Genomic DNA, 15,000 nt, shown 5'->3' on the forward strand with positions numbered 1-15,000 from the left:
CCTCTTTAATTAAAAATGTAATAGCTGATTTTTGCGCAATGTGTATAGAATTTTTTAGCCCATAAAACTAATCTATAAGAATTGTGAGTTGCTTAATTTATGTCCGAACACATCAAGTAAAGATTGATTTATAGTAATATTGCTATGTGCGTTGTTGTATGCAAGATCAAGTAATTCTTTATCTTTATATAAATCAGCGAATTTGAATTCCATATATCCGGACTGTCTTGTTCCTAAAATATCTCCTCCGCCTCTCAGCATCATATCTTTTTCAGCAATGTAAAATCCATCTTGCGACTCACACATAACCTTCAATTTTAAATGTGTACTTTTATTTGAGTCATCGTATAATAATACACAAAAAGAAGGCTTATTCCCTCTTCCGACTCTACCTCTTAATTGATGAAGTTGTGATAATCCAAATTGCTCTGCATTTTCTATAATCATAATAGTCGCACTTGGTATATCTACACCAACTTCTATTACAGTCGTTGCAACAAGTAAGGAAATTTCTCCTCTTTTAAAAGAAAACACCACCTGATCTTTTTGATCTTGGCTCAATCTTCCATGCACTATTCCTACTTTATCGGCAAATATTTTTTGTAATTCTTGAAATCGTACCTCTGCTGATGCAATATTCAGATTCTCATTTTCCTCTATATAAGGACAAATCCAATACACTTTTTCACCTCTATTCATTGCATCTTTCAATCTCTCAATAACATTGGGAACTTTCTGTATACTAATAGCCACAGTCTTTATTGGTAATCTACATTTGGGCTTTTCTTTCACAATAGAAGTTGTGACATCACCATATACCGCTTGTTGTAACGTTCTTGGAATTGGAGTGGCAGTAACAAAAAGTATATCAACATTATTACCTTTTTCTACTAAACGATTTCTCTGCATCACACCAAATCTCTGTTGTTCATCTATTACTGCAAGTCCTAGTTCTTTAAATACAATCTTATCCTGAAACAACGCATGAGTACCAATTACTATGTTTAAAATACCACTTGCAAGTTCATTCATGATAAGTTTTTTTTCTTTACGTGTGGTTTTACCTATTAAAAGCGCAACCTTTATATCAGTAGAGGATAGGGTTGATTCAATACAATCATAATGTTGTTGCGCTAAAATAGTAGTTGGTGCCATAAGAACCGCTTGTAGACCATTTTCAACGGCATTGAGCATAGCAAAAAGCGCAACTATAGTTTTTCCACTTCCCACATCGCCTTGTAATAAATTTAACATACGATACTTGGATTTTTGCTTTTTCGAAATTTCTTCTATTGCCTTAACTTGATCACTCGTTAATTCAAACGATAATTCACTCAAGATTTGTTTTGTATATTTATTAGATATTATAAAATTCCGGTCTCTGACTTTAATATTATTTTTTCTTGTAAGTTTTAATGCAAGCTGATACGCAAGTAATTCATCATAAGCAAGCCTTTTTCTACATATTTCTACTTCAGTTAATGATTCAGGTTTATGTAGCTTAATAATACTTTCTTTCCAACTAAGCCATCTTTTTTGCTTGATCAGTGCATTATCTATCCACTCTGGAACATTAGGCAAATCTCTAAGACAAAAACTAATTATATTCCTAATAGTTTTGTTAGTAATACCGCGACTTAATTGGTATATTGGTTCTATGCAGGAAATTTCTTTAAATAGATTAAGATTAGGTGAAATATAGTCAGGATGGGTGATTTGTAAATGCTCGTTAAATTCTTCAAGCTTACCACTAACTATAAATGTAGAATGAATAGGAAATACTTTATATAAATACTTAGCTGAATAATTAAAAAAAACAATAGATACATATTGATTCTCGCTTTTAACAAATATCTTATATGGTCTTCCTTTCATAGTAGGTGGTTGGTGCTCGCAAACTTTTGCAATAAAAGTTGTAAATTCACCTCTCTTAGCCTTTGACAAAGGCTTCCTTCTATCTATATAGCTAATAGGTTTATAAAATAACAAGTCTATTATTCTAATTCCACCACACAACTGAGTTAAAGTTTTAGCGTGAAATTTAGAGATATTTTTTAAATTTGAAGTCAGAAAAGACAATAGGTCATGCATTTATTTCGTTTGTTATTTAGTTACAAAAATTTTTGCAACTATTGCTTACTTTATTACTCTTAAGGTACACTAATATACTCACTATTGCAGCTGGGGTAACACCTTGAATCTGTTTTGCAACCCCTACGGTAGTTGGTCTGATTATCTGCAATTTTTCCATTACTTCATTTGATAACCCTTTAATGTTCGAATAATCAAAATTCAGAGGAATATGAGTATTAATTTCTTCATGTAAAAATTTTATATCTGCCTCTTGTCTTACCAAGTAAGGTTTATACTTTGCTTCAATTTCAATTATTTCACATGACTCATTATGAATAATATTTAATTCTGGCCATATTTTTTCTAACTTATTTAAGGTGACATTCGGATAACTGAGTAAATCCAATGCTGTTTTTTTTACTCCATCATAAGAAATTTTGATTCCATACGGGGCCAAACCCTCAGGAGTAATGGTAAGATTTTTTAGTTTTGCTTCGAGTTGTATAACGGATTGAAGTTTATTTTGTAGAGCAGAATACCTTTCATGTGACACAAGGGAAATATCATAACCTTTCTTTGTTAATCTTCTATCAGCATTATCTGACCTGATTGACAACCTATATTCTGCACGAGAAGTAAATAACCTATATGGCTCTATGACCCCCTTAGTCACTAAATCATCTATCATTACACCAATATATGAATCAGTGCGATGAAGAATGAAGGCGTCTCTTTTACCAGAGGCAGACAGTGCTGCATTAATTCCCGCAATTATCCCCTGTCCCGCCGCTTCTTCATATCCAGTAGTACCATTAATTTGACCTGCAAAATATAGCCCTTTAATCTTTTTCGTTTCAAGGGTATGGTCCAGTTCTTTTGGATCTACATAATTGTATTCAACTGCATATCCAGGTCTTAGTATTTCTGCGTTTTCAAGACCTTTTATACTCTTTACCATTTCATTTTGTATATTAACAGGAAGTGAATTAGAAATTCCATTTGGATATACAGTTTCATCATCAAGCCCTTCCGGCTCTAAAAATACCTGATGGCTATTTTTTTCTGCAAATTTTTTAACTTTAACTTCAATTGAAGGACAATACCTTGGCGCTATAACATCATCTAAGTATGAAGAAGCTGACCTGTGAAGGTTCTCTCTTATTATTTTGTGAGTGTTTTCGTTAGTATAAGTAATGAAACATGAAACTTGAGGTTGATTAATACTTTCAGTCAAGTATGAAAATTTAACTGGAGGATGATCACCAACTTGCTCACTCAATATTGACCAATTTATAGTATTACGATTCAATCTTGGCGGAGTGCCGGTACGTAATCTGCCTAATTTAAAATTATACCTACTTAGTGTATCAGCAAGTTTTGTTGAAGGTTTATCACCTATTCTTCCTGCTGGAGTTGTCTCTTCTCCTATGTGAATTACTCCTTTAAGAAAGGTTCCTGTAGTCAGAACAACTTTACCAGCAAATATATACTCTCCGGAATTTGTTACTACTGCTTTAACATAAGAATTTCCATTATCATCAACCTCTATAAGAAAATCATCAACAGATTCCTCTTTTACTGTCAAGTTACTGTAATTTAAAATTATCTCCTGAATTGCGCATTTATACAACTTACGGTCTGCCTGTGCACGTGGTCCCCATACTGCCGCACCCTTACTTTTATTTAACATCATTGAATGTATGCTTGATTTATCAATGGCCTTGCCCATTATACCATCAAGAGCATCAATTTCTCTTACCACAACACCTTTTGCAATACCTCCAATAGCTGGATTGCATGACATTTCTCCAATAGTGGAAATTTTATGAGTTATCAGTAAAGTTTGAGCACCAAGACGCGCAGAAGCTGTAGCTGCCTCACATCCTGCATGTCCACCACCTACTACAATTACATCGTACATATATCTCATGTATTAATGTAAAGGAATTTATTAAAGATTACAACCATACTCCATAACAACTGAAGTCACATTAAATTGCTCAAACAATTTTCTTGGAGATTTTGTATAAACACCATAACATACATCTTCCATATCTTTTTTATACATAGCCACCTTTTCACTATCATCACTCAACTCAAGTAGCCTATCTAAGTCATTAACTCTATCATGAGCGACATCTCCACGTGGAATATATTTACTTGGAAAACCAGGCTTCACTGTTAAATTTGTAGTGTCAAGTATAATATCACCTTTTGCTGTGTTCAAATCATAGGATGCTTCCATAAAACTAAGTTTTTTATCAACAATGTATGACTTCTCAAAAATATATGATTTGTTAATAAATATATCCTGCTCATCTTCTAATATAATGTTTAGTATTTTTCGTGTGTTAGTTGCTTCAGAATATCCTTTTGATCTGCTACCATACCTATCGCCTATCATAATCACTTCTTTTTTACCATCAGGCATATAATTAAAAATACTTTTGATGAACTTTCGTGAAGAGCCTAAGCTGATATGAGCTAAAGCTGTCTTTTTAGTATTTACATCCTGTATAATCAACGCAACACAATCCTGAACATTAGTTGTGCTGAGTTTCTTATCAGTTGCAAATTTGACATTACCCTCATTAACATAATAGCACTCTCCATCCAGCACACTTTCTTTTTTGAAAATAGTTCCATCTTTTCCAATTATTTCATTATTAAAATCTGTTGTGCCATCTTTTTTAGTAATCACAAAATCAAAAAATCCTTCTTGCTGCAAGTCATAAATTGTACTATCAAAATCTGTTTTTACATTTGGAAATGGAGCAGGGAGATTTTTAATGGCATCTAATATCTCATTTATTGGAGAATCCTTACTGTAAACTTTATTATTAATATATAAAACCATACTAATTACCTTAATAATTTAAATTAATTATACAAGAAGATAACTACTTTTTCAAGTGCCATCTTTTACTTTTATGAAAGATACGCCGAGCTTCCTTTATTTGTGTAAACCAATTGCATTAAGTTGCAAAATATACCGTTGATATCACTCCAGTACATTTCTTGACCTAAATATTTTAATGCTTAATTTCCAAATGTATTGATCTATACTTTTCAGATAATTTGACTTCATATTAATACTCCTACCATAAGTAATTAATGTCAAAATAGGTGGCAAAGTAGATGCTAAACAGATTTCTCCCACGCCAAGCAAGAAAATTATAAAAAATCACGTATCGTTTTACTATCAATAACTTATGCAAAAATATATAATCTTTTATTACAATTATACTTCGCCCCTCAATCCATCTTTAGCTTGTTGGCATTTTTAGATAACTGGTTTACAGTGTGGATATCTTTATTTTTAGTATTATCTAAATCTTCTAGGCTTCCTTTTCACTCAAACCCTCTAAAAAAAGGTATTTTTTATACCTAATCTTCTTTTATCGAATCCATAATTATTTTGTAAATAAGATAAAAGTTCCTGCTAACGCATAAAGTGTTCCAATTGTTACAGTCGTTCCTACTGCTGAACTTACCAAAGCTGCTGACCCTATTCCAAGCATTACACCAGGAAATAAAGCATTTGCAGCTGCACCAAGGCCAACTCCTACAAAAGCACTTAAAATTAATGATAAACCTGCAACCTGTGCTATACATGGTTCAAGTTTCCATCCATTTTTAGGGATACGCACCAACTCTATTATAGACAAAGCTGTAGCCAATGCAGGTAATATAGCAGAAACAATTCCACATATAATTAAAGGTGAACAACCTACAAAACTTAGGCTAGCACCGACTACAGCAAATGTAGACGGTACACCAAAAAGGACTGCAAGTTCTATAAAATCTTTTTTTTCCATACTATTCTGAGTGCTATCTAAACAATAAAATTGTATTTTAAGTGCAAAACTTACGTTCTTGCTGGTTGTTCTGTGAACTTATATTTATCTAATGTATCAATTATTAAACGCGCTGCGGGTAAGCTGACTAATTGAGTACAAGCTCCTATTACTGCACCTACCAAAGCTGCTCCAAGTATTGCACCAGGAAATAAAGCATTTGCAGCTGCACCAAGGCCAATTCCAGCTATAGCACTTATAACTGTTGCTATGCCAAACCCTATTATATGACGTTTAATATCATCCTCTGTGGTTTCCTTTTTACATAACAGATCTTTAAGTGTTTCATTATATAGCGCTCCTATATAAAAGATCATTACTAATATAGGAAATACCCAACCAACAATTCCACCAACAACTAAAGGTGATAAAGCTGTAAAACCTAAACCAAAACCACTTACAGCACTCATGGCTATCAATAATCCATAAGATTTTAAAAAGTCTTTAGTTTCTTTATCCATATTTATCTCTTAACATTTTATTAATAATATCATTATATTTACTTGTTTGTAAAGTATTTTGCTAAAAATAAGTAAAGTTAACTTTAGTTTTAGTTAAATTGATTTGGAATTTTTTGCATGTATATAGTCATCTATTTGTGTAGCTATAAATTCCCCAGTGAATAAGCTTGTTAATGACATCGAAAATCCTATTGCTATACCCACTGAAGTAGCTACCAACAAAGGGTTTAACATTACACCAAAAAAAAGAACATTCGCAGCTATAGAAAGACCAACTCCAGTCACTACACCAGCAACACATGTACTAGTTAGCTGAATAATATCTTTTCTGTACAAGTCATTGTTTTTTATTTTTATAACGTATGCAATACATGTAGCAATTAATACTGAACTAACAATGATGCCAATAATAAAAGGTGAAAGAGGTATAAGACCTAGACCTAATCCGATCATACCACCTATTGTTGTAGAGAGCCCAGAAGCTTTTAAAAAATCTTTAAAATCTTCACTCATACTATTCTTTTTATATTTAATTTATAATTATATATAATATATTAACATTATTTTCATTGTTTATCAATGTAATTTGAAAATAAACAGATACTTGTATAATGTTATTTCTGAAGTGTGATTTTTGATGCGTAAGTTTGCAATACTTTTTTCTATACTATTTGCGGTAATTTCGTACTATCTAAACAATGAATTTATATTTGAAGTAGCAAAGTTATTTAGTGATATCTTTATCAGTTTATTAAAATTAATAAGCTTGCCTTTGGTCTTTTTTTCCATAGTATCAACAATTTCAGGATTAAGGGATTCTGTTGAAATAAAAAACTTAGTGAAAAGAACGCTATTTTACACTCTAATAACAACAATTATAGCTGCATTAGTTGCATCAGTGCTCTATTTATTAATAGATCCAGCAAAAAAAAAATTCATAAGCTATACAATAGAGAATGTAAATAATAATAATTACAGTTACTTTTCATATTTAAAATCCCTCATTCCTTCTAATTTTATTCAGGTTTTTCTTGAAAACAACATCGTTGGAAGCATATTAATAGCCTTCTTAATGGGTAGTGCTATTGTTTCGCTTAACGCAGAAAAACAAGATATATTACACAAAGTATTTTCCGCACTTTTTGATACGCTACTTAGAATTGCACAACTATTATTAAAATTTATTCCTTTTGCTATCTGGTCTTTTATTACATGCTTTTTACATGATTTAAAAGGTAGTAGTGAATTGTACAATCTCTTATGGTACTTTATTTGTATAATGTGTGCAAATTTTGTTCAAGCTTTTGTAATTTTGCCAGCATTTATTTGGTATAAAGGCATATCACCAATTCAAACATTGAGAGGAGTTATACCAGCATTAACTCTTGCATTTTTTTCTAAATCATCTAGTGCAACATTACCAACAACTATAGATTGCGTGCAGAGAAATTTGAACGTTTCAAAGAAGTTATCCTCATTTATTTTACCAATATGTACAACAATTAATATGAATGCATGTGCTGCATTTATTCTCATCACTGTTATGTTTGTTGCTGAGGTTAATGGATATAACTTTTCCTTAAATGAAATGTTTATATGGATTTTTTTAGCAACTGGCGCAGCAATCGGTAATGCTGGAGTACCGATGGGGTGCTACTTTATGGCAACTAGTTATCTAGTATCAATGAATATTCCTTTGCACATCATGGGTCTTATCCTGCCGATTTATACAATAATAGATATGTTTGAAACTGCAATAAATGTTTGGTCTGATGTTTGCATTACCCGAGTAATTGATAAAGAATATAAAAATGAAACTTAAGGTATAAAATGATATTGAATAAAAATGATCCAATAATAAAGGAATTTCAGGAGAGTAAAGCAATTTTACATGGTCACTTTATACTTTCATCGGGACTGCATAGTGATACATATATACAGTGTGCTAAAATTTTTGAAAATCCAATCAGAGCAGAGAAGATTTGTTCATGGTTGGTGAGTAAAATACAGGAGAAGTTGAGCAATTCTTTAGATCTTATAGTAGCTCCTGCAATAGGTGGTATTATTATTGGCTATGAAATTGGTCGGCAACTTGGAATAAGAACTATATTTTGCGAACGTGTTCATGGCAAATTTGAACTGCGTCGTGGTTTTCAAATTCATAAAGGAGAAAAAATATTATTGATAGAAGATGTGATAACCACAGGAAAATCTTCACTTGAGACTGTAAAATGCATTGAAGAAAATGGAGGACAAGTTATTGCTGAAGCTGCACTGATAAAGAGGAAAAGTGAAGTAGTCCTACCTTTTCCTGTCATATCTCTTCTTGATTTAAATATCAAAGACTACAGTAAAACAGAACTACCTGATCATCTAAAAGAATTACCTGTTAGCAGACCAGGAAGCAGAGAATATTTAAGTTTTTACTCAACAACAAATAATTCTTGAAGAAATTTTTAAACTTACTTATATAAAGTGCTGAAAATTATTATAGATAAATCAATTTTTCCAACATATAATCCAATAAATTATAGTTATCGTTTTGTATCACCTGAATATCTTCTATTATTGAATCGTTTTTCGAATCTCTAATCTGAATTTTACTATCATGGATTTTAATATTTAGATCTTTAGAATCATAATCATGATCTATTAACCCTTTGTGATAATTTGAGCAATGTAAGCGATCACCTTTATAAATACAAAGCTCATCAATTAAAGTACCTATTTTTTTATTCTCACTAAAGTCCGATATTTCTGCACTAAAATCTCTTGAGGAAGTTCCTTCTGGGTGACCTTTTTTTAGCACAAGTAATGGTTGATAAGAGTTATATTTATCAAAGTTAAAATTTTTTTCTACTTTGATGTATCGAGTATCTATAAATTTATATTCAAATGGTAGATTTGCGTATTCTTGATCATATTTTTTATATTCAAAAAAATAAATTCCTAAATTATTACAAAAAGCTAACTTAACATCTCCGAAATTATCTTCTATCACCTTCAAAAAAAGAAAATCTCTAGGTATGATTACGTCTTCATTTGTAATATGGTTGCGTATATGCAATTCATTGTCGCGAAAGAAATATCCAATTTGAGAGAAAGCAGCTATAGTACCCGCTCCCTCTAAAGCTATATTTGCCTCACTGAATTCTTCATGACTCTCTCCCTTTACAATTTTAAGGACTATTTTTGGTAATTTTTCATAAGGTGAATCAAGTATTTTTTTTGCAAATTCTTCTAATTTATTTGTAACTGCTTCTACTATTAAGTTTTTATCATCGGCTTTTAAAATAGCCTGTCCTAATTCAGCAGCTTTATTTTGAATTAATTCATTAGCCACAGCACTAGCTTCTGGGCTGACTCCATCTTTACCAGTTTCACCTTTATCACCCTTCAGACCTTGTGCACCTGGCACACCTTTTACAGAAGCTTGAAAGGATACATCTGTCTTTAATTTCTCTGCAACTTCTTCAGGTTTAGCATCTTTACCAGCCGTGCCAGGCTTACCTTCTGCACCAGCCGGACCTTGAGCACCATCTTTACCAGCTGCACCAGTTTCACCTTCTGCACCAGCCGGACCTTGGGGACCAGCTGCACCAGTTTCACCCTGTGAACCCTGTTCACCTGGCACACCTTTTACAGAAGCTTGAAAGGATACATCTGTCTTTAATTTCTCTGCAACTTCTTCAGGTTTAGCATCTTTACCAGCCGTGCCAGGCTTACCTTCTGCACCAGCCGGACCTTGGGGACCAGCTGCACCAGTTTCACCCTGTGAACCCCGTTCACCTGGTACACCTTTTACAGAAGCTTGAAAGGATACATCTGCTTTTAATTTCTCTGCAACTTCTTCAGGTTTAGCATCTTTACCAGCCGTGCCAGGCTTACCTTCTGCACCAGCCGGACCTTGAGCACCATCTTTACCAGCTGCACCAGTTTCACCTTCTGCACCAGCCGGACCTTGGGGACCAGCTGCACCAGTTTCACCCTGTGAACCCTGTTCACCTGGCACACCCTTTACAGACAACTTAAAAGATTCATCTGTCTTTAATTTCTCTGCAACTTCTTCAGGTTTAGCATCTTTACCAGCCGTGCCAGGCTTACCTTCTGCACCAGCCGGACCTTGAGCACCAGTTTCACCTTTATCACCCTTCAGACCTTGTGCACCTGGCACACCTTTTACAGACAACTTAAAAGATTCATCTGTCTTTAATTTCTCTGCAACTTCTTCAGGTTTAGCATCTTTACCAGCCGTGCCAGGCTTACCTTCTGCACCAGCCGGACCTTGGGGACCAGCTGCACCAGTTTCACCCTGTGAACCCTGTTCACCTGGCACACCTTTTACAGAAGCTTGAAAGGATACATCTGTCTTTAATTTCTCTGCAACTTCTTCAGGTTTAGCATCTTTACCAGCCGTGCCAGGCTTACCTTCTGCACCAGCCGGACCTTGAGCACCATCTTTACCAGCTGCACCAGTTTCACCTTCTGCACCAGCCGGACCTTGGGGACCAGCTGCACCAGTTTCACCCTGTGAACCCCGTTCACCTGGCACACCTTTTACAGAAGCTTGAAAGGATACATCTGTCTTTAATTTCTCTGCAACTTCTTCAGGTTTAGCATCTTTACCAGCTGCACCAGTTTCACCCTGTGAACCCCGTTCACCTGGCACACCTTTTACAGAAGCTTGAAAGGATACATCTGCTTTTAATTTCTCTGCAACTTCTTCAGGTTTAGCATCTTTACCAGCCGTGCCAGGCTTACCTTCTACACCAGCCGGACCTTGAGCACCATCTTTACCAGCTGCACCAGGCTTACCTTCTGTACCAGCCGGACCTTGAGCACCAGTTTCACCTTTATCACCCTTCAGACCTTGTGCACCTGGCACACCTTTTACAGACAACTTAAAAGATTCATCTGTCTTTAATTTCTCTGCAACTTCTTCAGGTTTAGCATCTTTACCAGCCGTGCCAGGCTTACCTTCTGCACCAGCCGGACCTTGGGGACCAGCTGCACCAGTTTCACCCTGTGAACCCTGTTCACCTGGCACACCTTTTACAGAAGCTTGAAAGGATACATCTGTCTTTAATTTCTCTGCAACTTCTTCAGGTTTAGCATCTTTACCAGCCGTGCCAGGCTTACCTTCTGCACCAGCCGGACCTTGAGCACCATCTTTACCAGCCGTGCCAGGCTTACCTTCTGCACCAGCCGGACCTTGAGCACCATCTTTACCAGCCGTGCCAGGCTTACCTTCTGCACCAGCCGGACCTTGAGCACCATCTTTACCAGCCGTGCCAGGCTTACCTTCTGCACCAGCCGGACCTTGAGCACCATCTTTACCAGCCGTGCCAGGCTTACCTTCTGCACCAGCCGGACCTTGGGGACCAGCTGCACCAGTTTCACCCTGTGAACCCCGTTCACCTGGCACACCTTTTACAGAAGCTTGAAAGGATACATCTGTCTTTAATTTCTCTGCAACTTCTTCAGGTTTAGCATCTTTACCAGCTGCACCAGTTTCACCCTGTAAACCCCGTTCACCTGGCACACCTTTTACAGACAACTTAAAAGATTCATCTGTCTTTAATTTCTCTGCAACTTCTTCAGGTTTAGCATCTTTACCAGCCGTGCCAGGCTTACCTTCTGCACCAGCCGGACCTTGGGGACCAGCTGCACCAGTTTCACCCTGTGAACCCCGTTCACCTGGCACACCTTTTACAGAAGCTTGAAAGGATACATCTGCTTTTAATTTCTCTGCAACTTCTTCAGGTTTAGCATCTTTACCAGCCGTGCCAGGCTTACCTTCTGTACCAGCCGGACCTTGAGCACCATCTTTACCAGCTGCACCAGGCTTACCTTCTGCACCAGCCGGACCTTGAGCACCAGTTTCACCTTGTGAACCCCGTTCACCTGGCACACCTTTTACTTTTCCTGGATTATTCCTCAACTCATCCGCTATCTTAGTTTGCAAACTCTCATTATCTGCAGCTCTTTTCACTATTGAAGCTTTAGTACTTGCATTTATATCACTTTCTTCTACAAGATGTTGTACTATATTCCAATAATTACTTTCATCAGCCATCTCTAAAGCTGTTTTTCCATCTTTATTCTGAAGATTAACATCCGCTCCTTTTTCTATAAGGTATTTTACTATGTCCTTGTGACCTGTTTTAACAGCAAGATGTAAAGGAGTACTACCCAAGTCGTTATGAGCCTCAATATTGGCTCCTTTGTCTATAAGGGATTCTACTATATCCTTGTGATCTGTTCTAACAGCGAAATGTAAAAGAGTCCATCCATTTTTATCCTTAGTCTCAATATTAGCTCCTTTGTCTAAAAGGTATTTAACTATTTCCTTGTAACCTTTTTGAATAGCAAAGAATAAGGGTGTTTGATCATTTTTATCCTGAGCTTCAATATTAGCTCCTTTTTCTATAAGGTATTCTACTATGTCCCTGTGACCCTGATTAGTAGCAAAATGTAAAGGAGTTTTACCAAAGTCGCTCTGAGCTTCAATATTAGCTCCTTTGTCTAAAAGGTATTTAACTATTTCCTTGTAACCTTTTTGAATAGCAAAGAATAAGGGTGTTTGATCATTTTTATCCTGAGCTTCAATATTAGCTCCTTTTTCTATAAGGTATTCTACTATGTCCCTGTGACCCTGATTAGTAGCAAAATGTAAAAGATTTCTGCCATCTTTATCCTTAATATCATGAAGATCATATACTTTTATAAGATTTTTAACTGTATTAAGATTACCTTCTGTTACAGCATCAATTAGATCTTTGTGTATCTTTTCTATTGTAGATTGCAAATAACTACTTTTGTCTAATTCAAGAGCTGTATTACCCTTACTATTCTTAATAGTAGGATCAGCTCCTGCTTTTAAAAGTAATTCAACTACTTCATTGTTACCTTGATTAACAGCTAGGTGTAAAGCTGTTTTTCCATCTTTATTCTGAAGATTAACATCCGCTCCTTTTTCTATAAGGTATTTTACTATACACTCATCATTATTATAATAACAAGCTGTATGTAAAGCTGTTTCACTATTAACATTACCCTTACTATCAATAGGAAATTTTCCTTTTTCAACAAGACATTTAACTATTTCTAAATTACCGTTCCAAGAAGCTATATGTAAAAGATTTCTGCCATCTTCATCCTTAATATCATGAAGATCATATACTTTTATAAGATTTTTAACTATATTAAGATAATCTTCTGTTACAGCATTAATTAGATTTTTGTGTATCTTTTCTATTGTAGATTGTAAATAACTACTTTTGTCTAATTCAAGAGCTGTATTATCCTTACTATTCTTAATAGTAGGATCAGCTCCTGCTTTTAAAAGTAATTTAACTACTTCATTGTTACCTTGATTAACAGCTAGGTGTAAAGGTGTTTTATCATCTTTATCCTGAGCATTAACATCCGCTCCTTTTTCTATAAGGTATTTTACTATACACTCATCATTATAATAACAAGCTGTATGTAAAGCTGTTTCACTATTAAAATTACTCTTACTATCAATAGGAAATTTTCCTTTTTCAACAAGACATTTAACTATTTCTAAATTACCATTCCAAGAAGCTATATGTAAAAGATTTCTGCCATCTTCATCCTTAATATCATGAAGATCATATACTTTTATAAGATTTTTAACTGTATTAAGACCACCTTCTGTTACAGCATCAATTAGATCTTTGTGTATATTTTTTATTATAGTAGGATCAGCTCCTGCTTTTAAAAGTAATTCAACTATTTCCTTGTGACCTTTTTCAACAGAAAAATGTAAAGGAGTTTCACCAAATTTGCTCTGAGCTTCAATATCAGCTCCGTTTTCTATGAGGTGTTTTACTACTTCCGTGTGACCTTTTTCAGCAGCAAGATGTAAAGGAGTTTGATAATTTTTATTCTCAGCTTCAATATTAGCTTCTTTTTCTATAAGGTATTTAACTATTTCCTTGTAACCTTTTTCAGCAGCAAGATGTAAAGGAGTTTGATAATTTTTATTCTCAGCTTCAATATTAGCTTCTTTTTCTATAAGGTATTTAACTATTTCCTTGTAACCTTTTTCAACAGCAAGATGTAAAGGAGTGTTACCCGATTCGTTCTGAATCTCAATATCAGCTCCTTTGTCTAAAAGGTATTTAACTACTTCCTTGTAACCATTATAAGCAGCTATGTGTAAAGGAGTCCTGTTAAATTTATCTTGAGCATCAATATCAGCTCCTTTTTCTATGAGGTGTTTTACTACTTCCGTGTGACCATTAGAAGCAGCACTGTGTAAAGGAGTAGTTTCCTTAACATTAGCTCTTTTTTCTATAGAATTTTTAACAAGGTCATCGCCTTCCACTTTACTAAGAGGTAATTTTTTATCTAAAAGGGTCATTTTCACTCAAATATATGCTTTGTGTTCAACAGCAATAAAGTTTATAGATGTGCTAATGCAAATCAGAGTAATTATATATAATAAAGCATAACAATCTGTTAAATTAAGTTTTTAAATAAAATACTTTTTTAATTAAAAAAAATCTGGTGAAATTTAAGAAAATTTAGAATCTTTTACTAGCAAATCAGAATATAAAATTACAAAAAAAATGAGGGGCTAT

At 34.5% G+C, this 15,000-nt stretch carries 9 protein-coding genes; 2 read left to right on the top strand and 7 right to left on the bottom strand.

The genetic code is table 11. From position 1 onward, the window contains the following. Positions 1 to 72: 72 nt before the first annotated feature. The 6 genes from NL275_RS01950 to NL275_RS01975 form a co-directional block, all read right to left on the bottom strand. Positions 73 to 2,091: an ATP-dependent DNA helicase RecG gene (locus NL275_RS01950; protein ID WP_253299843.1), complete on the bottom strand. Its 2,019-nt coding sequence runs from the start codon at positions 2,089 to 2,091 to the stop codon at positions 73 to 75. 16 nt (positions 2,092 to 2,107) lie between these two features. Next, positions 2,108 to 4,003, bottom strand: coding sequence for a tRNA uridine-5-carboxymethylaminomethyl(34) synthesis enzyme MnmG (gene mnmG / locus NL275_RS01955; protein WP_370107083.1), 1,896 nt, complete (start codon positions 4,001 to 4,003; stop codon positions 2,108 to 2,110). Between the two features lie 21 nt (positions 4,004 to 4,024). Continuing rightward, complete coding sequence (locus tag NL275_RS01960; protein ID WP_253299845.1) at positions 4,025 to 4,930, bottom strand: hypothetical protein; 906 nt, start codon at positions 4,928 to 4,930, stop codon at positions 4,025 to 4,027. A gap of 556 nt (positions 4,931 to 5,486) precedes the next feature. Then, on the bottom strand, positions 5,487 to 5,891 hold the full coding sequence (locus NL275_RS01965; protein ID WP_253299846.1) for a hypothetical protein: 405 nt from the start codon (positions 5,889 to 5,891) through the stop codon (positions 5,487 to 5,489). Positions 5,892 to 5,941: 50 nt separating this feature from the next. Then, positions 5,942 to 6,391: a DUF3482 domain-containing protein gene (locus tag NL275_RS01970; RefSeq protein WP_253299847.1), complete on the bottom strand. Its 450-nt coding sequence runs from the start codon at positions 6,389 to 6,391 to the stop codon at positions 5,942 to 5,944. 93 nt (positions 6,392 to 6,484) lie between these two features. Further along, positions 6,485 to 6,904 (bottom strand): hypothetical protein, encoded by a 420-nt coding sequence (locus tag NL275_RS01975; RefSeq protein WP_253299848.1) that lies wholly within the window; start codon positions 6,902 to 6,904, stop codon positions 6,485 to 6,487. A gap of 124 nt (positions 6,905 to 7,028) precedes the next feature. On the opposite strand from NL275_RS01975, the gene NL275_RS01980 reads away from it, so the two are divergent. After that, entirely contained in the window at positions 7,029 to 8,213 is a 1,185-nt protein-coding gene (locus NL275_RS01980) for a dicarboxylate/amino acid:cation symporter (protein WP_253299849.1), read from the top strand. 8 nt (positions 8,214 to 8,221) lie between these two features. Then, positions 8,222 to 8,839 carry an orotate phosphoribosyltransferase gene (gene pyrE, locus NL275_RS01985; RefSeq protein ID WP_253299850.1) on the top strand — a complete coding sequence of 206 codons (618 nt, stop codon included), beginning with the start codon at positions 8,222 to 8,224 and terminating at the stop codon, positions 8,837 to 8,839. A gap of 40 nt (positions 8,840 to 8,879) precedes the next feature. Here pyrE and NL275_RS01990 read toward each other — a convergent pair whose 3' ends face one another. Next, entirely contained in the window at positions 8,880 to 14,780 is a 5,901-nt protein-coding gene (locus NL275_RS01990; RefSeq protein WP_253299851.1) for an ankyrin repeat domain-containing protein, read from the bottom strand. Positions 14,781 to 15,000 lie beyond the last annotated feature (220 nt).

This window comes from Wolbachia endosymbiont of Chironomus riparius (genome assembly GCF_918315375.1).

Coding starts and splice junctions, on each gene's coding strand:
- NL275_RS01950 (WP_253299843.1), bottom strand. CDS start 2,091: ATGCATGACCTATTGTCTTTTCTGACTTCAAATTTAAAAAATATCTCT.
- NL275_RS01965 (WP_253299846.1), bottom strand. CDS start 5,891: ATGGAAAAAAAAGATTTTATAGAACTTGCAGTCCTTTTTGGTGTACCG.
- NL275_RS01960 (WP_253299845.1), bottom strand. CDS start 4,930: ATGGTTTTATATATTAATAATAAAGTTTACAGTAAGGATTCTCCAATA.
- mnmG (WP_370107083.1), bottom strand. CDS start 4,003: ATGAGATATATGTACGATGTAATTGTAGTAGGTGGTGGACATGCAGGA.
- NL275_RS01980 (WP_253299849.1), top strand. CDS start 7,029: ATGCGTAAGTTTGCAATACTTTTTTCTATACTATTTGCGGTAATTTCG.
- NL275_RS01990 (WP_253299851.1), bottom strand. CDS start 14,780: ATGACCCTTTTAGATAAAAAATTACCTCTTAGTAAAGTGGAAGGCGAT.
- pyrE (WP_253299850.1), top strand. CDS start 8,222: ATGATATTGAATAAAAATGATCCAATAATAAAGGAATTTCAGGAGAGT.
- NL275_RS01975 (WP_253299848.1), bottom strand. CDS start 6,904: ATGAGTGAAGATTTTAAAGATTTTTTAAAAGCTTCTGGGCTCTCTACA.
- NL275_RS01970 (WP_253299847.1), bottom strand. CDS start 6,391: ATGGATAAAGAAACTAAAGACTTTTTAAAATCTTATGGATTATTGATA.